The sequence below is a fragment of the Nitrosospira sp. Nsp18 genome, assembly GCF_900103145.1.
In the GTDB taxonomy this organism is placed as follows: domain Bacteria; phylum Pseudomonadota; class Gammaproteobacteria; order Burkholderiales; family Nitrosomonadaceae; genus Nitrosospira.
This window is the reverse complement of record NZ_FMWY01000020.1, coordinates 1-20,327: the sequence shown is the minus strand read 5'-3', so window position 1 is coordinate 20,327 and position 20,327 is coordinate 1. Positions and strand designations below refer to the sequence as shown.

Sequence of the window (20,327 nt, the reverse complement as noted above, 5' to 3'; positions counted from 1 at the left end):
TAGTCGCGTCTTCCGCAAAGCTGCTCTCAAATTAATCGAGTCTCAAATAAATTAATCCTCCAACAAATTAATCGAGCCCGATCCGACCGATTATGCCAACAATCCGCAGTTACGCGTTTTGGGGAAACTGGACACTGCGCCACCCTTTTACCGTACTGTCAATGATAATCATGTTCGGTATTTTGGCCGGACACTACGCAGCCGATCATTTGCGCATCGATACCGATACCAGCAAGCTGATCGCGCCCGATGCGCCTTTTCAGCAATATCGCCGCCTGTCTGAGCAAGCTTTTTCCCAGGATTTGAGCACGTTGTTGCTGGTGGTCGAGTCGGATACGCCTGAACTGACCAAATCCGCGAGTAGAAGACTGCTGGGCCTGCTCAGCAATAACAGGGACCACTTCCATTCCGCCTATATTCCCGATGACAACGTATTTTTCCGCCAGAACGGCCTGCTTTATCTGGATACGGACGAGTTGCAGGCGCTATCCAACAACCTGTCGATCGCCCAGCCGTTTATCGGCAGAATTGCCCAGGAACCCGATCTCGCCGGCTTTTTTTCTATTTTTGAGGATGCCCTCAAGGCTACAGATAAGGAGGCAACAGACAAGGCCCAGGTTGTACCTGTCGATTTAGCCTCGCTGGCCGACAAAATAGCATCTGTTTTGCATAAAACGATCAATGGGGAAAAAGCTTTGCTCTCCTGGGAATCATTGATTGCCGAGAAGAGAAGGCATTCCAACAAGGCGTTCATTATTGTCTCACCCAAGCTCGATCACTCGCATATCCGTCCTGCCGAAAGCGCGATCGAGGCTATCCGCAAAGCCGCTGCCGATATCCAGGATCCCGGTCTGCCGGTTGTCAAGGTCTGGGTGACGGGCGAAGTCGGCCTGGAGGATGATGAGCTTGCAGGCATCAGTACCGGCACCTTTACCGCCAGTGTTTTCTCCGTTGTCCTGGTGTTATTTATTTTACTGGTTGCCTACCGGTCCATTTTGCTTACGGTAGCCACCTTGCTGACCCTGACCTTGGGCATGGTTTTCTGCGGCGCATTCGCAGCCATTGCCGTTACAGAACTAAACCTGATTTCAATAGCTTTTGCAGTATCCAATATCGGCCTGGGCGTGGAATATGCGATTCATTTTTGCTTACGCTATCGAGATAATTTGAACGATGACGTCGATAAAGAGCAAGCGCTACGCGATACCTTCATGACCGTTGGACCTTCGCTGCTGCTGGCCGCCGGCACGACATCCATCGGGCTTTATGCCTTTATGCCCACCGATTACAAAGGCGTCGCCGAGCTTGGCTTGCTGGCAGGGACCAGTCTGTTTATTTGCCTGCTGATCACTTTGGTTACCATGCCGGCACTGTTAAAAATCCTGCCGGCACCGGGAAAGTTCAGGCCGGAGGAAAATCGGCATCTGGTCTCAGATCTGTCAAAGAAACTGGCAGCTTTACCGATCCGTTACGCCAAGCCAATCTCCGTCGCCACCCTCGTTGTGGCGCTGATTTCCATCGTGCTGGCGCTTAATGTGAAAACCGATTTTAATCCGATCGACCTTCGCGACCCCGGCACCGAATCAGTTATCGCGTTCAAAAAATTAATGGAAGACGAAGAAACCACGCCACTGACGCTGGATGTCCTGGCGAAGGATGGAAATAGCGCCAAAATCCTGCAGCAAAAGCTGTCGACATTAGGTTCAGTTGGTAAAACCATCAGCCTTTTTGACCTTCAACCCACAGACCAGGATGAAAAACTGTTCTTGATTGAAGACCTCGGGCTGATGCTGGGGCCGCAAGTGCAGCATTTCCCCCAGCTAAAAACCGATGTCGATCCGGCCCCCGGCATCACTCACCTGGTAGAAACCATTGATAAACAGCTGCCGCAAAAAACCAACGTGCAGGATCGCGCGTCATTAACGCGCCTTAAAAAGGAATTGCAGGAAATTTTGGTCCAGCTTGACGAAGGGCAACAGCCTAGCCGGACAATTTTCATTGAAAAAATCCAGACCGCGTTGCTCAGCACATTACCGCAGGTCATGAAAGAGCTATCAGCCAGTCTGGAAGCCAGAAAAATCAGCCTGGACGATCTGCCTCCCGATATCCGGAACCGATGGCTGAGCAAGGACGGTTTGTACCGTGTCCAGATTTTTCCAAAAAAAGACCTGAATGATCTGACTAATCTGAAAGAATTTATTACCGAGGTGCAATCGGTCGCACCGGAGACAACCGGCCTGCCGATCATATACTGGGAATCCATGAAGGTAGTGGTCGATGCTTTTCAAGAGGCTATCGTGATTGCCCTGGTCGCCATCACGCTTGTTTTGCTCGCCATCCGGCGCAGTGTTATCGATACCATCCTGATCATGGCAACGCTCATACTGGCCGGGCTCTTTACCATGGCAAGCGCTGTTCTCACCCACACTCCCATTAACTTTGCCAATATCATCGCTCTGCCGCTGTTATTGGGACTGGGGGTTGACAACGGCATCCACATGCTCGTAAGGCTGCGCCATTCGCTTTCTGATTCTGAAGAGCAGAATATCTATCAGTCCAGCACCGCCAGGGCCATATTTTATGGGGCCCTGACCACTTCCTCCAGCTTTGGCGGATTGGCTTTCTCGCCGCATGCCGGCATCTCCAGCATGGGTTTGATCATTACCATAGGCATATTCTGGATCATGGTCTGTACATTTATTATCCTCCCTGCCCTCAGTAAACTTGTGTTAACACACAAGGAAGGCAACTGACCTCGGTTGACGGGATAAAAAAATATAGAACCACCCTTTGGGTGCCAGGGCAACGCGGAACCCACCCTGTCATGGATTGCAAAGACGGCAGCCTTGCTGCATTGGGACGCCTTCCTGCTCTATCGGTGTTGCCAGGAAAAACCAACCCGTCCCTAAACAGGCGCGGGTGAATTCGTCCAGCAAGCGTGAACGGTATTCGGTGATCTTTCTGGCACGCTTGCTTCTGCAACAACCGGCGTTTCGATTATTGCCAGCCAAATCTGGCAATCACTTACAACAATCACTCCTTATATCAAAAGCTTATTGTGTGCCTGAATTTGTCGGAATTAGCTCAGGCCCTGCTCGCTTCTTTACCCTTGTAGCCTCTTGCACCCGCCGCATGATCGTCTGGTTATGACTGACGACGCCGGTCACCGTCCTGCTCCTGTTCCGTATGTTCCCCCTCGGCCTCCTGCATATTGCGATCTCTCTACGGAATAACCCCTCCAAAACCTCATGCTTCGTCGGCCATTTTCTGTGAGAAATTTTTGAGAACCCAGTTGATCAAAAAGCATCCTCACATTAAAATCACAAAAACTTCACAGTTTATTCACAGATGTGATTCTTTCTTCACAAGTGTGATTCTTTCGATATCGGGTTTGAACAGAAAAATAGAGGAGAGGAATGAAAACAGGAAAAGTTATTGCCCTTTTATATGTCCCGGGCATGGCGGCAGCGCTACTCGTGGCAGTACTGTTTTCATCCGCAGTTTCTGCGACAGATGCTGATGCGGAAGTCCAGAGTGCTGTCACCCTGGATGATTATGAAACAAAGGCAAAGTTTCACGAAGATGCAGCCAGAGAAATGCAAGCCAAGGCTCAGGAACAAAAACGGCTGCTGGAACATTATGAGGATAAAAGCTACCTCTACGGTGGAAAAGCCCAGGATCTACAGGGATATGCCCATGCGTTGGCCCGCAAATATGATAAAGATGCAAAAAACCATGCAAGACAAGCTGAATTACATCGGCAAAGGGCCATACAACTTGCAACTTTGAATGCCTCCCAACCGCAGAGGCCGAGCGGTGTTGAAGCCCGGGCCAAATCAGTTTCCATCCCGGAGTCTTACCGCACCTCAGGCAGCCAATAATTCTTTGTTTTAAAAGGAAAGTTAAGTTTGTTGGGGTTTAGGCGTAGCTCCCCATACTAGATACGTCACACGTACTTGTGCCTTGGGCGTGTAAACGCGGGATGCGGCTCCCATAAAAAATGCAGGTTTTCATGGTGGAGCATTTGGCACAGTCGCTGCAACGTATTTAATGAAGGGGCAGGATGAAATTTCCCTCCGAATCCCTTTGTACCAGGAAACCTTGGTGGTGAGTCTTAATACGTAAGCACAGTTAACCTTTCAGCTTCGCAAAAGCAGCAGCCATTGCGGTATTAACCACAGGCTCCCGTTTTTGTAGCTGTTTTTGTTTTTGTTTCTGTTGTTGAGGTCGGGATAAATACTCCTTCCCGTCTCCGCGCTGTTCAGGTTTATCGGCGCCTTGCCCGCGTTGCGAGGGAACCTCCTTCAAGCGCATGGTAAGCGCAATCCGCTTGCGCTTTTCATCGATCTCCACCACCTTGACCTTGACGACCTGCCCTACCTTGACCACGGTGTGCGGGTCCTTCACGAATTTGTCGGCAAGTGCGGAAATATGCACCAACCCGTCCTGATGCACGCCAACGTCGACGAACGCCCCGAACGCGGCTACATTGGTCACCACGCCCTCCAGGATCATGTCCGGGCGCAGGTCCTTCATTTCGTTCACGCCCTCCTTGAATGTCGCGGTAGTAAACTCCGGGCGGGGGTCGCGGCCCGGCTTTTCAAGCTCACCCAAAATATCGCTGATCGTGGGTATGCCGTATTTCTCATCCGTATACCTGGCCGGATTCAATGACTTCAGCAGTTCGCCATTACCGATGAGCGACTTGATATCCTGCTTGAGGTCGGCGATGATCTTTTCCACGAGCGGATATGCCTCGGGATGCACGGCGGAGGCATCCAGCGGATTATCGCCGTTCATGATGCGGAGAAAACCTGCCGCCTGTTCAAAGGTTTTGTCACCCAGGCGCGGCACCTTGCGCAAAGCCCCGCGCGAGGTGAACACGCCTTGCATGTCGCGATACGCGACAATGCTTTGCGCTACGGTGCTGTTAAGTCCGGAGACCCTTTCCAGAAGAAGCGATGAGGCCGTGTTGACATCCACGCCAACCGCGTTGACGCAGTCTTCGACCACCGCGTCGAGCGAGCGCGCCAGTTGGGTTTGTGCAACATCGTGCTGGTATTGGCCGACACCGATGGATTTGGGATCGACCTTTACCAATTCGGCCAAGGGGTCCTGCAAACGGCGGGCAATGGATACCGCACCGCGCAACGATACGTCCATGCCGGGCAATTCGCGCGAGGCGAATTCCGAAGCGGAATAGACCGATGCACCCGCTTCCGATACGACGATGGAGGTCAATTTGAGTTCCGGGCGCAGCTTGATCAGGTCGCTTGCCAGCTTGTCGGTTTCACGCGATGCCGTGCCGTTGCCAATGGAAATCAACGATACCTGGTATTTTTCAGCCAGCTTTTCCAGCACTTGAAGCGATCCCTCCCAATCGTTCCTGGGCTGGTGCGGATAAATAACGGCGGTATCCATGACCTTGCCGGTCGCATCCACTACCGCGACCTTTACCCCTGTACGCACGCCGGGGTCGAGGCCCATCGTGACACGTGGCCCGGCAGGCGCAGCCAGTAGCAGCGCTTTCAGATTACGCGCAAAGACGTCTATCGCCTCGGCTTCGGCGCGCTTGCGCAGCGCGCCCATCAATTCGGTTTCAAGATGGAGAAAACTTTTCACCCGCCAGGTCCAGCGTACCGTATCGCTCAGCCATGCGTCAGCCGCTCGATTCTGGTTCTTGATACCAAAATGCATGGCAATGCGGGCTTCGCAGGGGTTATGCGGCGCATCCCATTTCGGCCTTTCTGCTTCAGAATCCAGCCGCAAGGCAACATGCAGGATTTCTTCGCGGCGGCCACGGAACATAGCCAGGGCGCGATGTGAGGGAATAGTGTTGATCGCTTCGAAATAGTCGAAATAATCGGCGTACTTGGCGCCCGCCTCTTCCTTTCCCTTGACGATTCGTGACTCGACCATGCCATGCGCCAGCAGATATTCCCGCAGCCACTGGAGCAGCACTGCGTCCTCGGCGAACCGCTCCATGAGGATTTGCCGTGCGCCCTCGAGTGCTGCCTTGGTATCTTCCACACCGGGATTGTCGCCTTGCTCTGTGGCGAAAGCGGGCTTCAGGTATTTTCCCGCCTCTTCCTCGGGTTGCAGCATCGGGTTGGTCAACAATGCATCCGCCAGCGGTTCAAGCCCCGCCTCCAGCGCGATCTGCGCTTTTGTACGGCGCTTCTTCCGGAAAGGCAGATAAAGATCTTCCAGCCGCGTCTTGTCTTCCGCCTGCAGGATTGACGCCAGCAGGGTCGGGGTCATCTTGCCCTGCTCTTCAATGGATGCGACGATAGTAGCGCGCCTGTCTTCCAGCTCGCGGAGGTAACCCAGCCGCTCTTCCAGCAGCCGCAACTGGGTATCGGTCAGCCCGCCCGTGGCTTCCTTGCGATATCGTGAAATAAATGGAACCGTCGCGCCTTCGTCCAGAAGGGCGATAGCAGCGGCAATCTGAGGTGGCTTGGCGACAAGTTCAAGAGACAGGCGTTGTTCGATGGATGGCAGCATAGCGGCGAAGCATACCACGCCTCTGCCGGATGGGACTACCTGGCTGTCGATTCCCACGCCGGTATTATGGGCACGTTCTGTCGGAGCCAAGGGGAAAACAACGTGGTTGGGTTATGCTCGACAACAAAACCGAGAATGGCTCAAGCTATATTGACGCGATTCCGCTCGGGTAACATCACTTCTGTAGGATGGGTGGAGCAAAGCGTAACCCATCATTCGTTTTGTTAATGTGTGCATGCTGATGGGTTGCGCTTTGCTCCACCCATCCTACTAGACTGGCTAGACTGGCAGGTAAAGCAGCCGGGACTGGTCTGGTTGTCGAAAGTCAAAAAAATGTCAGGCGTTGCCTGACCTACAAACCTCGACAGTCGGATAGTCAAGAGTAAGGTCAGGCGTAGCCTGACCTACAGAGAGAGATTTTTCCGATAATCGACGTAATGGTGTTGCTGACTCTTGTACAGTAATCTTATGTCACATTTCCAGCCGCTTCGCTTTCCAATAGGCGGATTTCCAATAGGCGCTGTTCAAATTTGAAATCGAGACGCCCTGCTTGGTCGATGCATGCATGAACCTGCCGCGCTCGAGATAGACCCCGACATGCCTGAGCGATATACCCGTCTTGAAAAAGACCAGATCGCCCGTACGCAACTCGTCTTTATCGATGTGGACTCCCAGCTCTATCAGCGAATCGGTTGATCTTGGCAGTACAATGCCCAGCTTCGATTTAAACGTTAAATAGACGAACCCGGAGCAGTCTATGCTGTCCCTGCTCAAGCCGCCGATCTGGTGCGGCGTACCCTTCCATTCCTCATACTGGGCGTAGAGAATCGCCTTCAGCGAATCCGAATCGCTCAGGTCGATGTCCTTGGCTGCGCTCGTATCCATCCCCGGGTAGGCCGCCCTTGTCATGCCTCTTTCAGGCACATGGGAGCAACCCATGAGCGTCATGATTACGAGCAAGCCGATAAACCAGAGTTTATTTTTCACAAGCGACCTTTCCTCTGGAATAAGCCGTCCTTCTCCAGTAAACGGAGGGATAACGGTATTCAATACGACATATTCGGGGCGCGTTTTCGCCAAAGTTTAATGCCTGCAACCTTCCATCGCAATAAATTAGCAGAATCATTATGAAACGAATTCTAATCCAGCAGCGCTAGCTCAGCAATAACAGATGTTCCGAAGGTTGCCAAAGGCCAAGTAGACTCAGGTATACGTGAGCCAGCCCGAAAAAATATTCAATTTCGTAGGATGGGTGGAGCAAAGCGCAACCCATCAAAGCAAAAACCATGGGTTACGGCTTGCAGCCTTCACCCAACCTACTATTTCGTGAAACTCCAGCCGGATCGAATTAGCCCAAGTGTAGGATAATCCGACAATAAAACCGAAACTGCGACAGACCTGTCGCAAAGAACCCGCCTGATTGTCCGAACGCTACACCTTCTGGAAATCATATATCGGCCCCAGCAATAAAATGCGTGTAAGTTCATCGAGCGCAGCGCGGCTCTCGTGCAATAGCGCGGGATCTCCCAGATCATTCGGGGAAATGCGTTCGCGATAATGCTTCTCAATCCACGACTTCAGCTCGTCATAAAGACTCTGGTCGAGGATAGTGCGGCTATCCCTGGCGACAGAATCGAATTGCGGTTCGGTTAGGACAACACGGAGCCGCAGGCAAGCCGGTCCTCCGCCGTTTCTCATGCTCTGACGCAAATTCACATATTCGACACGTGAGATGGGATTAGACGCGTCGCTGGCAATACGTTCGAGAAAAGTCCGTGCAGACTCGGAATTCTGGCATTCAGAAGGGGCCAGGATCATCATTCCCCCGTGGGGAAGACTGATCAGCTGACTGTTAAACAGGTAAGTGCTTACTGCCTCGGCAAGCGGGATGTCCGATTCGCCGGCTCTTATGAAGTGAACCGGGTAACTGGGGAAATTGGACGCTTCAACGATGGCATCTTCGGTTTTCCGCGGATCAAGGAATGCCGCTTCGTGATAGAGCAGGACATTGCAATTTGTCACCGCGACCACGTCATTGTGAAACGCGCCGGCATCGATGGCTACCGGGTTCTGCTGGACGAACAGTTGCCTTCCGGGCTTGATCTTGTGAAGCCTGGATATCGCCTCACACGCGTCCAATGATTGGCGCGCGGGAAACTTCAGCGGTTGCGGCGCGCCACCGCCCGCGGATCGGCCGAATACGAAAACCTCCAGCCCGGGCTCACCGTGATCCGAACACAACCGCATATGGTTGGCGGCGCCTTCATCTGCGCAGTACAGGTTAGGCGGGAGCGGATCATGATGCTCGAAAAACTGCTCATCGCCAAAGATCCGTTTCAGGATTACCGATGTGGCTGCCGCCTCGATGCTCCGGTGGAATTGAGAGGGCAAATTAGCCGGGGTGATGTGGATTTTGGCATCTTCCGTATCCGCGCTCGGGGAAACCGTGGCGGCATTCGCCACCCACATGCTCGATGCCGAGCAGCATGCGCGAAGCAACCCCGGCGCCACCGCTGCGGCTTGGCGGACAACCGAAGCATCATTACCGGAAAAACCCAATTTCCTGAGCGCGCCAACCGCCGGGCGATCTTGCGGAGGCAATACGCCCTGCCGAATTCCCAGATCGGCGAGGCGCTTCATTTTCTCCAGTCCTTGAAGAGCCGCCTGCCTGGGGTTGGATTCAGTCAGCGCGTTCTCTGCCGCGGCAATGTTACCCGTAGCCAGTCCGCTGTAATTATGCGTTAAGCCCACCAAGCCATCAAAATTGACTTCGTGTGCGCTCATGCACGCAGACCGGCAGCTAAATTATGCGCTGCGGAAGATTTATCTCTACGATGGCTCATGACTATGTGTTTTCCCTGGAAGCGTAGTCGCGTTCGCGGCTGCGTTTTCGAGCCGCCGGGCCTTTTTCTCCAATCCGCCAATCACCAGTTTCTGGATGCGCTTATGCGGAAGTGCTTCGCCCGCCGCCCACCGTGAAACCGTTGACGGCGCAAATTCGAATTCATCCGCGATAGCGCGTTGAGAGAACCCCACGATGTCGCCATGCTCGACCAGCCATGAAAATTCCTCGGGATCGCCCGTCCACTTCGCGCAAATCCGGCGGTACTGCTCAATGGTAACCATGCCTTATTTCATCTCCATTCAAACCTGTCCGATCTCAGGATATAGTTGAATAACGCAATTATTTATATTCCAATTCTATTTTAATGTCAATGGATTATATTGACAAAAGCAATTTCTATAAAACCAGCAATCAGGTAGTTGCCATTGGGGAAAATTTCGTGGATTGATTCCCGCCTCGCCGCCCCTATATGGGGCAGTTCATGGATGAACGAAGAGGTTATCCAGATGTCCTAGACATCTGAATCCGCACGCGGGGTGCAACGGCGAAATAGCAACAGTAATCATGTGAGGCACAGTGGCGCGAGCAGCGCGACAGGGAGGCAATACAGTGACGATAACTCATGCAGTTGTCCGCGCGGCGGGCCTTGGTGATGTTGGTCACATATTGGCGGAGTATCGCGAAGCGATTAAAAATCTGCCGCTGGAAGAATCGGCAAATCTCCTGTCGCGGCCCTATGATGAATTCAAGGCAGCCGTTGAGAACGGGCTATTTTTCGTTATAGAGAATGCTGTCGGCAATTTCATGGCTGGCGCAGGCGTATTCGATCTTGAAAACCCAACCGAGAAAGAGCTGGGAATGTGCTACGTGAAAAAAGAGTGGAGGGGCTTCGGGTTGCAAACGCTTCTTTTGCAAGTCAGGGTTTGCGCCGCGACGCTCGGTCAGGTCCCTGAGAAAAACGGGAATCACAGCACGAACAAAAACCATGATCAAAACTATGCAACGTTAATTGCTGGCGTCAAACCGGCAAATGCGCACTCGGCCGCAAACACGACAGAACTTGGATTCGAACCGCTCGCCGTACCCTCGGCTGCGCTGTTCGCCGCATGCGCATCCTGCCGAATTCCGCCAGCTTCGGGCTCGGGGAGAAAATGCTGCTGTGATTTCTTCTATCTTTCTGATGACAGACGAGCTGAAGCCATAGAGAAAAGCTTGCAAATGGAAAACTGGAGCAGGATAAGGAACGGCAATCAGCTCATCATTACATTGAAAATTCGCCATTTACAAGATCCTGACTTCCGAAACGCGCTGCAGGATATCGTGCATGAACTACGGCATGAGATGAGCGGCGCAGGCGAGGCGATGGCCGGCTATTAACAATAAATACTGCCGGGGGCCATCGCTTCGCAAGGTGACTTTGAAGGTTTGCATCGTAAAGGTTTGCATGTGAGCGACGGTCGATAAAGTGGACGACGATCATCAATAAGTGAAGCACATTGCGCCGTACGAAAGTGCCTTCAATCCTTATGATCACATCGCATAATCAACGGTCAGCATCTCCAGGAGGTGGCCGCTGGGATCGCGGAAATAAACTCCGCGACCGCCATCATTATGATTGATGCTCATGTTTTCCGGCTCAAAGGGACCGCTGCCATACTTGATATTTTCGGCTTTGATGCGTCCGAATATCTCGTCGAATTCCTGCTCGCTAACCTTGAACGCATAATGATGAGATTCGAATTTCTCCCTGTTGTCGAAATCCAGGGATAACGTATCGTTCACCTTTACAACAACGAAGTGCGAGAACTCGCCAAAATAGTCGAAGCCAAATATTCTCGAATAGAACCTGGCCGACTCAGTCTTGTTATGCGAAGGCACAATGGTATGATTAAGCGTGATTGTCATGTGTAAGACTCCCATTCAAATAGACAATGCGGGAATCTCACCTTACCCCCAACCGTTGCGGGTATCAAGCGAGCCCCAGGCATATTCCATGCATGCCGTGGCCAGGCTGAGCTCTTTTATTGCCAGCCACTCCTTAATGAAAGAATTCGAAAAACTTCAGGGCCTTCTCTCCCGATCCGCTTTGCTGCTGCGCGAAATAGAAAACATCAACCAGATTCCGCCGACCGACGCGAACAGGTAGCCGAGCAGTCCGAAGAAGGGCAATCCCAGCAGGGTCGGACCACCTGATACAGTCATGACGATGGACGAGCTGACGATAATCGCCGCCACGACGATGCCGACGGTGAGCCGGCTGGCGGCGCCGTCCAGCTGGGCGCCCAGATGCTTGAGAGGCAAAACGTCAACCTGAATGTCCAGCTTGCCGCGGCGGGCGGCCCGCAACAACCGGGTGAGATCTCGGGGCATATCAGCTATCAGGCTGGCTATCTGAGTTGCCGTCCGCATGCTCCGTTTCGCCATTGCTGACGGAGCATAGTGGGCACTTATCGCATCGCGAAGAACGGGCAGCGCTTCGCCGGCCATATCCAGATCCGGATCGAGCTCTCGTCCCATGCCTTCGAGCGTAATGAAGGTCTTGACGAAGAGCGCCAGGTCCGGCGGCAAATGAAGCCGATGCCCACGCAGGATGCCTACCAGATCGGATAGCATGAAGCCAAGCCTAAGCTGCTTTAATGGCACGCCGAGATATTGGTCGACGAACGCCTGAATTTCGGCCGTCAGTGTTTCTTCACTAACCTCCCCATCTACTGCCCAGTCGAGTAGCACATCGGCGACTTGTGCGGGTTCATGTTGCACCAAACCCAGCAAAAGCTGGATCAGCTGGCCCCTTCGATCCTCCGTAAGCCTCCCGGTCATACCGAAGTCGATCAGAGCGATGCGATTGCCCGGTAAATAAAACACGTTGCCAGGATGCGGGTCGGCGTGGAACACCCCATCCAGGACAATCATCTTTACCACTGCGGCGACACCACGCCGGGCGAGAATCTTTCGGTCAAAACCGGCACGATCGACAGCGGCGAGATCACGGCCAGGGATGCCTTCAATATAGTCCTGCACGCACACCCGCTCCCCCGTCCATTGCCAGTAGACTTTGGGGATAACAATGATGGGAAGCGGGGGATGGAGTTCGGCCAAGGCTTCCGCAGTAGCGTCATCGTCCAGAAGACTGTCGTCGCGCGGGTGAACAGGTCCGGTGTATTCCACGAAATTGGACGCGATGCGTTCTGCGCTACGGCATTCAGCTGCGAAATCAAGCTCTCCCCGAAGCGATTGGGTAAATTGCCGAACGATATCCTGCCCGCGAAAATGGCGCAGCTCGGAGTTCCCCGTCTCGATCAGTTCGGCCAGCCGTGAGAGCCAGCGCAAGTCAGCCTCGATGACCGCCCGGATGCCGGGTCGGCGCACCTTCACTATCACCTCGCTGCCATCTTCCAGGCGGGCACGGTGCACTTGTGCAATCGAACCAGTTGCCAGAGGCTGTGGATCGAACGCAACAAATACCTCCTCGGGCGCCGCGCCAAGGTCTTCGGTAAGCTGCCGATGGATCTCGGGATAAGGAGAGGGGGGAGTGCTGTCCTGCAACTTGCTGAATTCGGCGATCCACTCGGGATCGAAGAGATCGACACGGGTCGCGAGAATCTGGCCCAGCTTGACGAAAGTCGGCCCCATCTCCTCCAGCGCCCGACGCACGCGAGCGTGTGGTTCGAGCTGAGCCAATTCGCTCGCTTCATTCCAGCGCAATACGCGGCCGGTCCGCTCCAGCGCATTTGCGAGCCCCATTCGCCGCACCATATCGCCGAAGCCGTAACGGATGAGTATAGATGCGATCTCGTGCAAACGTCCGAGGTCTCGTGCCGCCATAATTGCCTGCCAGAAGAGCATCAGCGATCCTTCCAATACATTTGTGTCATAAATTTACCGTTGTCTCATAAAAGTTATTTCATTTCGTCAGTATTGGTAGTCTCACCGACCTAGTCTCGCAACAGCCTGGCGACGTTATCGTATAACCAGGCCGTCAGCGCCTGAGCGTTGGCGCCATGATGTATCTCGCGATGACAATTGGGACAGAGCGCAACCGCATTCGATACCGTGTCCCCTCCGCCCTCCGCCAGTTGGCGGACATAATGCAATTCGAGGTAAGGCAAACCGTCGGCGCCATTAAACGGAGCGGGCTGCTCGCAGCATTCGCAAATTTCCCCCGCTTGCCGTAAAACCCAGGCCTTGACTGCGGTATCCCGCTGAAACTGAGTGATTGCTATACGTCTGGCCTTCGGGCTGGGATTACCGTTCGGCTTGGGGAGATTTTTTCGCCGGGCTTCTTCTCGCACGGCGATCTCGAAGGCAGCGACGGCCACCGCCTTTTGACCGTCGAGCTGGGTAAATAATTTTTCGATCCGGTCCGCAACGTCAGCATCGACATTTTTTGCAGGCTTGAGGCCGGTCAACCAGCTGCGCCCCATAAGCGAGAGTATGTATGAAATGTTCTGCATCCGATTTTCGAATGCCTTTTCGCTTCGGCCGAACCGCTGCGCCAGTTTCCTGTAGTACTGTTTCTTTGCGATAAGCTGGCCTGCACGCTCTTTGCGCTGCATCTCGACATAGCATTCAACTGACGCCTTCAGTTCTTCGTTGCTCCAACCGTCACTCATGCACGTACGTATTGAACATAATAATATCTTTGCTTGTTTACAGTCGGGCGCTTTAGCGCTTCTTGATGCGCTACCGCAAATGTACACTGACCAGGCAGGTATCGGTAAATTCCCCAGTTTTAAAATCACCGCCCCGAGGGCTACGGCTACGCCGATGGCCATGCTTGGGTGGCGCTATACCAGTGCCTGGACAGCCACGCATCAATCGACCAATATCTTACACAACTTGACGCATCCGTGAATGACCGACAGTCCTTGATGCCCATCTTATCCTGTATCAAATCCTGCATCGCGTTTCGCCAGCAAATGCTTGCCGGGTCGCTTTTCATTCATCGATGTGTAGATACAAATTACCTCTGCAATAAGTGCGGCACCGCACAGAACCAGGCAGTCCCCTGTCCGCAAAATTAGTGCGAATTTCTATCTTATTTTCGATACCCGCATAAAAAAACAGACAGCGGTTTTAACAAAAAGAGGGAGATTTTTAGCTGATACCATTATTCTCTTACTTGAATGGAGCTACCATGAAACGTTACCGGATATTTAATTCAGCTGCTAAATTTATAGCGGCACTTGGCTTGACTGTTGGCTTGACTATTGGCTTAAGTGGCGCTGTTCATGCACAGGACGGGGCATCTGCGTCGGGCGCATCAGCTCCACACGGAAAATCCGCTGGAGCGAAACAACTACCTTGCGGTGGACCCAGCGTAATTCAATGCCCGCAGGGCCTGTCGTGCGTTGATGATCCCGGGGATAAGTGCGACCCTACCAAAGACGGCCTTGAGTGTCCCGGAAAGTGCGTTGCCGGTGCCGGGGGAGAAAGCAAATTCAAGCAGCCCTGCGGTGGACCCAGCAGGATCAACTGCATCGGTGGCATGGTGTGCGTGGATGACCCGTCCGACAACTGTGATCCCACCAAAGATGGTCTTGATTGCAAGGGGATGTGTGTGACCAAGCCGTAACAGATCCGCCTGTGTGGTTACGGCATGTGATGAAGCAGAGGGATGAGATCACAGAGGGATGAGATCAAATCGATCTGAATAGCCCCATCCGTCCTTCGAAGCGTCTTGTTGATCGCGGCGAGAAATTGTTGCCGATGGATGACCATTCAATCAGCCACCAGTACCAAGGGAAAACTGAATGCACTCACTTTAACCATTTCACAAGTGCCGAGCAAAATGGCCACGAAATGCATCACCTAGCGCAGGTATAGCGCCCCTGAATGCCTGGTTTACCGGTTGATGCCGCCGAGCAGTTTATGCCGATCTTTCGCGGCATCGGCGGCTGACGCCAGAAAATTCATCAGAATCTGAATCCAACCTGAGTTAGCTTGCTGTATCCGTTACAAAATCAAGCTAAAAACAGGGGGTTTTGTGGCGTCCCCAAGGGGATTCCTCGTTTCTTTAGAAGAAATAAGTAGAATCAATATATTAACTCGATCCAATGTACCGCTGTGCTATACAGTAAAGTGTAACACTAATTGTTCGTGTACATACCACGTTCACGATTTGTACATAAGACCCCCGAGTAAAATAACTTGTTACGCCGAGCTCTTAAACTTCGTAATAGCAAATTTCCCCGTGCCCATCAATCGGCTCGGAACTTTCCTAAATATCGACGGAAAACCCAGCCGTGATGATTTTCTCCATCATCCTGCCCATAGGTTATTTCGGCCCAGTCCCCCTGAGTTGAAACAAGCCTGACAACTTTGCCAAACTCAAGCCTAGCCACGATTCTACTCTTCTCGCGCGGACGCTGCCGCATCGTTAGGCCCTTCTTCGCGAGGACAAATCGATGGTTACTTAAATCCAATCCGATATCTAACCTTTCAATCTGTTTTACCTTGTCCCTTTTTGCTGGCTCTGGTGCTTCAAGTATCCCCTCCACCTTTGGGGTAAGGATATTGCTTGTGATGTTGTTGAAGATGGGCAGTATGACGAAGAGAAAGAGACCAATGAGCGCCTGTTGCAGCAAAGGGGGCAGTTTTCTAAAGCTTTCACGAAACTCATGTGGGTTATCTGCACTCGTGAGCCCTTCGAGCGCCACGTCTGCGGACAAAGTCTCATCAGGTGAAGGGAACTCCTGATTGGAAAGAGCAATTTCGAGAGCAATAGGAAAGTTTTCTTTCTTTGAGAAAGTTTCTAAAGCTCTAGGAAGATAAGCGCTCTTACTTATTTCGTTTAGCCGTTGCTGAAACGAATTACCAGGAGAAAATGCGATTGCTTCCTTGGAATAAAAAGAGATTTGGTCTAGAGATTCTTTTAGCTTGCTTGAAAGCCCACCGAAGGAAGCTGATTCTCTTAACGCTTTATCGACCTCCGCTACCTTGAGATACGGAGCGAAAGCATGCGCCTGCAACTCTTTCACACGGATGGCGGATTTTTCGAAGTCTCTGAGTAGGGGCTCTGTAATGGCTTGAAGAGAACGAGCATTATTCTCGGTAAATTCTTCGACTATGCTTGAAAACCCACTGAAGGAAGCCGATTCTCTTAGCGCTTTATCGACCTCTGCTAACCCGCGATAAGGAGCTAAAGCTCGCTCCTGCAACTCTTTCAGGTGGCTAGTGGATTTTTCGAAGTCTCTGAGTAGGGGCTCTGTAATGGCTTGAAGAGAACGAGCATTTTTCTTGGTAAATTCTTCGACTATGCTTGAAAACCCACTGAAGGAAGCCGATTCTCTTAGTGCTTTATCGACCTCTGCTAACCCGCGATAAGGAGCTAAAGCTCGCTCCTGCAACTCTTTCAGGTGGCTGGTGGATTTTTCGAGCTCCTTAATTACGTCCAGTCGCATGGATTCTCCTTATTGTTTTTGCGCATACCAACGCGGGTAGTAATGAATACCTCACTATTTCCGGTAGTGGGGTATTCGCATTTTTAGGGTTTAAATAAAAAGCTCCTAGCTTTTTCGGGGTTTCTTTGAAGCTTAAGAACACCATATATAGTATTGATAGTCTTGCATTTTACCACACTTAGTGTATTTTGCCTAAATGGTGCAGTATTTTTTGATAAGCGTCAAAAGTTTTTACTTCCCCCTCACGGCCTTGCATTCACGCTCCAGCGAGTCTTCGTAAGACTTTTTTGTTCGTACCTGTAACCTTAGATAATTTCACCAAATTTGTCTCAGGGTACCCTCGCTCAAGCGTTACGATTTACCCCCCTCTCTACCGCTCTTCCATATGATATAAGGTCCTCAAATGAATCGCCCCGGGTTTCATGGAGGCCTCCAACATCTGAGAGAAATGGTATGGACGCCTCCTCCCGTGAGGCAGGGAAGGATGGGACTCTCACGGGGCCATTGGCATCGGCGTGCTTACAGTGAAAGATCGCATAAATTTTCACATTGCAAACCGGAGGAGCCGAGATAAAGCTGACGCCAGTTGGAATCGATATTGCAAAGATGGTCGTCCAAGTGCACTACGTGGACGAGGAAACGGGTGAGATCGTGAACAAGCCCGTCAAACGTGCGGTGTTTCTAGAACATTTCGCGAACCGGAAAGCATTTTCTTGGCTGGATGAGTTTTCTGAGTTTCCATAAAACCTTCCAACAAGCGGGGCCTTATGTGGCGGCAAATCTTCACCAGTCAACACAGCTGCAACTGATTGCTGCACCTTCCCTGATTCACGCCCTACCCCGCTCGTTACCTGCCCAGCAAGATAATCAATTTGATTTGCGGTTGGGCTGAATACGCTCGGCACGTACTTATTCCCGCCAGATATTGTATTGATCGCTTCTGCTATCAACTTCGCAGGACTGCTTCCCGTATCCTTGTTTCGAGAAAATCCGGGTGTCGGCGATAACTTATTAAAATCCTCCTTAGCGATCGGCTTCCGGGTTTAATCCTTGTTTTCGGATAACTCAACAAGCGGATCGATTGCGGTAGGCGCGATGGTCTGAATAGAGAATCCAGCGCTGCCAATCGGATTGAACGCTTCAGCGAATACCTCGGCGAGTCGCAGAGTATGATCAACCGGCTTCTTGAATCCGCCCATGGCGAACTCTGTGCTGATACGTCCGATATTCGGGATGGCGTGAAAGCCCAGCGGCATTGGGACCGTTACATACTTTTTATCACCAACCGAAATGATCAGGCTGCGCTCGCGCACGGTAGCGTCATCGCGATAGAGCAGAGTTCTGCGGCCCGGTATCTCGGCGGCCTGAATGCCTTCTGGTAGCGCATCAGGCATAGGCTCGCAGGGAGCAAGTAACATCCCCGGTTTAGTTCCGGCCGCCAGGGCGTTGAGCTGAGCGTTCAGTGTTCCTATAGGCTCGGGAGTTGGAGTCGATCGTTTTGCCAGCGTCGGCAACCTGATCGTCAACCATATTAATGGCGCCATTAACATGATCCGGTTCATCAAACACATCATCCTAAATCGCATCAGAAGCAGCCGGCCGTGTTTTCCGAATCTCGTCTTCCTTATCCTTCCCGGTAGAAATGATGCGGTCTACGGCCTCGCTGGGTGATTCAGGGGCATTCGCAATATTTGGGTCAACGCCTTCAGTCGCGCGACGGTCTAGAGACAACGGACTTTACCTTATCCTGTTTTGAGGGCTCATCCAACTCGCCGCCAAATTCGACATACCCGCTCTCGCCATCCAGTTCGCCGTCAAACTCAGTAAATGCCATGTGTTTCCTTTAGGTAATAAAAAACCGCCCCGAAGGCGGTTAGTTGTGGTTCTTGTTGAGGTAATAAAAACCCGACCAAGCGGGAAAGATCATCATTTATATATAAGAGTTTAATGTATGAAAAGATTGACAAAATATGTCATAGAGTTTACAATAAATTCTTCTAAACTTTACAATAAAATATCTATACGATGCTGAGCCTCCCTGGACGCACAAAACGATCACGCTTAATCCAGCAATTTCTGATGAATGCGATCAAAGCAGGGGATTCTGAATTTATTCGTCATGCAATAGAAACATTTAAGGTCTCGCGCCAAGCAATATTTAGCCATTTAAAGTCGTTAGTCAATTCGGGTTATTTAAAACCCACAGGCAATACGCGTGCTAGAGTTTATGTTTTGGGTCCGGTACGTAACCATACAGCAGTGGTCCCACTAGGCGGACTTGATGAAAGTGTAGTTTATTATCGTGATTTCGGTTTTATATTTGATGATCTGCCGTCCAATATTGAAAGTATTTGTCATTTTGGTTTTACGGAGATGCTCAATAATGCAATAGATCATTCGGGAGGAACATTCGTTACTATTATAGTTAAACGAGATTCTGAGCGAATAAATATTCAGATTTCTGATAATGGAGTAGGCATATTTAATCATATCGCACGTGTTTTTAATCTCAGCGACCCGCGTGAGTCCCTTTTTGAATTACATAAAGGCAAACTTACCACTGATCCAGTAAATCATACAGGTCAAGGCATTTTTTTTACGTCCCGAGCTTTTGATAGATTTTATATCGTATCAGATGATCTGATCTTCTCTCATAAAGATGGAGATGAGGATGATTATCTTTGGCATAACGAAGGAAAAAATAAAGGAACACATATACTCATGCATATCAACCTAGAAAGTGACAAGACTCTTAAATCGGTTTTTGATGACTTCACGGGTAATGAAGAAGAGAATTTTGTGTTCAATAAAACCGTTGTTCCTGTCAAACTTGCGCTGTACGAAGGTGAGAAATTGATTTCTAGATCGCAAGCCAAACGTATACTTAATCGTGTCGAAAAATTTAAAAAAGTCCAATTGGATTTTAAGGGAGTCGACATGATTGGCCAGTCGTTTGCTGATGAGATATTCCGTGTTTTTGCTAGAAGAAATCCACATATCCAACTTGTTCCTGTTAATGTTACTGAAGAGGTTGGGAGAACAATCCAAGCAGCAGTCAAAGGTGGGGACTAGATACGATAGTTAGCTTTTTAATCCCTTCGGCGGCCTTTTGATAGGCTGCAGGTTCGAGTGAATACTTCGCGGCTGATGGTTCACTGCTATTACTCGCCTCCCATACTGCTTAGCATAGTTAGCAGCAATCTCATTCGCCCGTAGGACTCTGAATGAAGCGTTTCCCATTGACCTCGTAAACCGGCTTTCCTTTAGAGGTCCCGACCTGCTTGGCGCCATTCGGCAAAGTTGGAATGCGCTGGCTCGGCTGCGATTGTGACAGGAATGAGTCTACCTCTTTTGCGGCCTCGCCAATCGATGCGTCGCTCTTCAACGACGCTTCTATCAAGTCCTGCCTTGCCGGCGACTTGTCGTTCAGCGTCTTGACGGCATTGAAAGCATCTTGTGGTTCGAGTAAATACCGTTCTGAGAAGTGGCCCCAAGAATTTGAACAAACCCATAAGTGGAAAATCTGCTACCTTTTGATGGTCCCTGCGGGACTTTGATATGGAGCAGAGAAATGG

14 protein-coding genes and 2 pseudogenes are annotated in these 20,327 nt (G+C 51.3%); 6 read left to right on the top strand and 10 right to left on the bottom strand.

The genetic code is table 11. From position 1 onward, the window contains the following. Nucleotides 1-92 precede the first annotated feature (92 nt). Entirely contained in the window at nt 93-2,753 is a 2,661-nt protein-coding gene (locus BLS94_RS09790) for an MMPL family transporter (protein WP_090960342.1), read from the top strand. A gap of 723 nt (nt 2,754-3,476) precedes the next feature. Further along, nucleotides 3,477-3,881, top strand: a complete 405-nt coding sequence (locus tag BLS94_RS09785; RefSeq protein ID WP_176767848.1) for a hypothetical protein — start codon at nt 3,477-3,479, stop codon at nt 3,879-3,881. Between the two features lie 250 nt (nt 3,882-4,131). On the opposite strand, the gene BLS94_RS09780 is transcribed toward BLS94_RS09785, so the two are convergent. The 4 genes from BLS94_RS09780 to BLS94_RS09765 form a co-directional block, all read right to left on the bottom strand. Beyond that, the gene (locus BLS94_RS09780) at nt 4,132-6,504 is read right to left on the bottom strand and encodes a Tex family protein (protein ID WP_090960339.1); all 2,373 of its coding nucleotides are present in this window, start codon (nt 6,502-6,504) and stop codon (nt 4,132-4,134) included. Between the two features lie 471 nt (nt 6,505-6,975). Further along, the gene (locus BLS94_RS09775; RefSeq protein ID WP_256325375.1) at nt 6,976-7,491 is read right to left on the bottom strand and encodes an NlpC/P60 family protein; all 516 of its coding nucleotides are present in this window, start codon (nt 7,489-7,491) and stop codon (nt 6,976-6,978) included. A gap of 444 nt (nt 7,492-7,935) precedes the next feature. Continuing rightward, nucleotides 7,936-9,288 carry an N-succinylarginine dihydrolase gene (astB, locus tag BLS94_RS09770; protein ID WP_090960336.1) on the bottom strand — a complete coding sequence of 451 codons (1,353 nt, stop codon included), beginning with the start codon at nt 9,286-9,288 and terminating at the stop codon, nt 7,936-7,938. A gap of 45 nt (nt 9,289-9,333) precedes the next feature. Then, entirely contained in the window at nt 9,334-9,630 is a 297-nt protein-coding gene (locus BLS94_RS09765) for a hypothetical protein (protein WP_090960333.1), read from the bottom strand. Between the two features lie 328 nt (nt 9,631-9,958). On the opposite strand from BLS94_RS09765, the gene BLS94_RS09760 reads away from it, so the two are divergent. Then, nucleotides 9,959-10,726, top strand: a complete 768-nt coding sequence (locus tag BLS94_RS09760) for a hypothetical protein (RefSeq protein WP_090960330.1) — start codon at nt 9,959-9,961, stop codon at nt 10,724-10,726. Between the two features lie 153 nt (nt 10,727-10,879). Here BLS94_RS09760 and BLS94_RS09755 read toward each other — a convergent pair whose 3' ends face one another. The 3 genes from BLS94_RS09755 to BLS94_RS09745 all read right to left on the bottom strand — a co-directional run bounded on the left by BLS94_RS09755 (nt 10,880) and on the right by BLS94_RS09745 (nt 13,962). Beyond that, nucleotides 10,880-11,254 carry a VOC family protein gene (locus BLS94_RS09755; RefSeq protein ID WP_090960326.1) on the bottom strand — a complete coding sequence of 125 codons (375 nt, stop codon included), beginning with the start codon at nt 11,252-11,254 and terminating at the stop codon, nt 10,880-10,882. A gap of 156 nt (nt 11,255-11,410) precedes the next feature. Next, nucleotides 11,411-13,195 carry an ABC1 kinase family protein gene (locus BLS94_RS09750; RefSeq protein WP_090960323.1) on the bottom strand — a complete coding sequence of 595 codons (1,785 nt, stop codon included), beginning with the start codon at nt 13,193-13,195 and terminating at the stop codon, nt 11,411-11,413. 89 nt (nt 13,196-13,284) lie between these two features. Beyond that, nucleotides 13,285-13,962 carry an HNH endonuclease gene (locus tag BLS94_RS09745; protein ID WP_090960320.1) on the bottom strand — a complete coding sequence of 226 codons (678 nt, stop codon included), beginning with the start codon at nt 13,960-13,962 and terminating at the stop codon, nt 13,285-13,287. A 524-nt stretch (nt 13,963-14,486) separates the two neighbouring features. Here BLS94_RS09745 and BLS94_RS09740 point away from each other — a divergent pair. Continuing rightward, nucleotides 14,487-14,924 carry a hypothetical protein gene (locus BLS94_RS09740; RefSeq protein WP_090960317.1) on the top strand — a complete coding sequence of 146 codons (438 nt, stop codon included), beginning with the start codon at nt 14,487-14,489 and terminating at the stop codon, nt 14,922-14,924. A 625-nt stretch (nt 14,925-15,549) separates the two neighbouring features. On the opposite strand, the gene BLS94_RS09735 is transcribed toward BLS94_RS09740, so the two are convergent. Continuing rightward, nucleotides 15,550-16,752: an SH3 domain-containing protein gene (locus BLS94_RS09735; RefSeq protein ID WP_090960314.1), complete on the bottom strand. Its 1,203-nt coding sequence runs from the start codon at nt 16,750-16,752 to the stop codon at nt 15,550-15,552. 570 nt (nt 16,753-17,322) lie between these two features. On the opposite strand from BLS94_RS09735, the pseudogene BLS94_RS09730 reads away from it, so the two are divergent. Then, nucleotides 17,323-17,454, top strand: a pseudogene (locus BLS94_RS09730) (IS110 family transposase); the annotation flags it as partial. 62 nt (nt 17,455-17,516) lie between these two features. Here the strand turns inward: BLS94_RS09730 and BLS94_RS15305 are convergent. Together BLS94_RS15305 and BLS94_RS15300 are read right to left on the bottom strand one after the other, a co-directional pair. After that, nucleotides 17,517-18,146: pseudogene (locus tag BLS94_RS15305) on the bottom strand (LPD38 domain-containing protein); the annotation flags it as partial. A 311-nt stretch (nt 18,147-18,457) separates the two neighbouring features. After that, nucleotides 18,458-18,586 (bottom strand): hypothetical protein, encoded by a 129-nt coding sequence (locus BLS94_RS15300; protein WP_256325374.1) that lies wholly within the window; start codon nt 18,584-18,586, stop codon nt 18,458-18,460. Between the two features lie 245 nt (nt 18,587-18,831). Between BLS94_RS15300 and BLS94_RS09720 the strand changes: the two genes are divergently transcribed. Then, nucleotides 18,832-19,824, top strand: a complete 993-nt coding sequence (locus BLS94_RS09720) for an STAS-like domain-containing protein (protein WP_176767847.1) — start codon at nt 18,832-18,834, stop codon at nt 19,822-19,824. The last annotated feature ends 503 nt before the right edge of the window (nt 19,825-20,327 follow it).

What these genes read in the sequence shown, in the direction of transcription:
- BLS94_RS09750 (WP_090960323.1), bottom strand. Translation starts at nt 13,195, where the DNA reads ATGCTCTTCTGGCAGGCAATTATGGCGGCACGAGACCTCGGACGTTTG.
- BLS94_RS09790 (WP_090960342.1), top strand. Translation starts at nt 93, where the DNA reads ATGCCAACAATCCGCAGTTACGCGTTTTGGGGAAACTGGACACTGCGC.
- BLS94_RS09780 (WP_090960339.1), bottom strand. Translation starts at nt 6,504, where the DNA reads ATGCTGCCATCCATCGAACAACGCCTGTCTCTTGAACTTGTCGCCAAG.
- BLS94_RS09745 (WP_090960320.1), bottom strand. Translation starts at nt 13,962, where the DNA reads ATGAGTGACGGTTGGAGCAACGAAGAACTGAAGGCGTCAGTTGAATGC.
- BLS94_RS09740 (WP_090960317.1), top strand. Translation starts at nt 14,487, where the DNA reads ATGAAACGTTACCGGATATTTAATTCAGCTGCTAAATTTATAGCGGCA.
- BLS94_RS09735 (WP_090960314.1), bottom strand. Translation starts at nt 16,752, where the DNA reads ATGCGACTGGACGTAATTAAGGAGCTCGAAAAATCCACCAGCCACCTG.
- BLS94_RS09765 (WP_090960333.1), bottom strand. Translation starts at nt 9,630, where the DNA reads ATGGTTACCATTGAGCAGTACCGCCGGATTTGCGCGAAGTGGACGGGC.
- BLS94_RS15300 (WP_256325374.1), bottom strand. Translation starts at nt 18,586, where the DNA reads ATGGCATTTACTGAGTTTGACGGCGAACTGGATGGCGAGAGCGGGTAT.
- BLS94_RS09720 (WP_176767847.1), top strand. Translation starts at nt 18,832, where the DNA reads ATGAATGCGATCAAAGCAGGGGATTCTGAATTTATTCGTCATGCAATA.
- BLS94_RS09755 (WP_090960326.1), bottom strand. Translation starts at nt 11,254, where the DNA reads ATGACAATCACGCTTAATCATACCATTGTGCCTTCGCATAACAAGACT.
- astB (WP_090960336.1), bottom strand. Translation starts at nt 9,288, where the DNA reads ATGAGCGCACACGAAGTCAATTTTGATGGCTTGGTGGGCTTAACGCAT.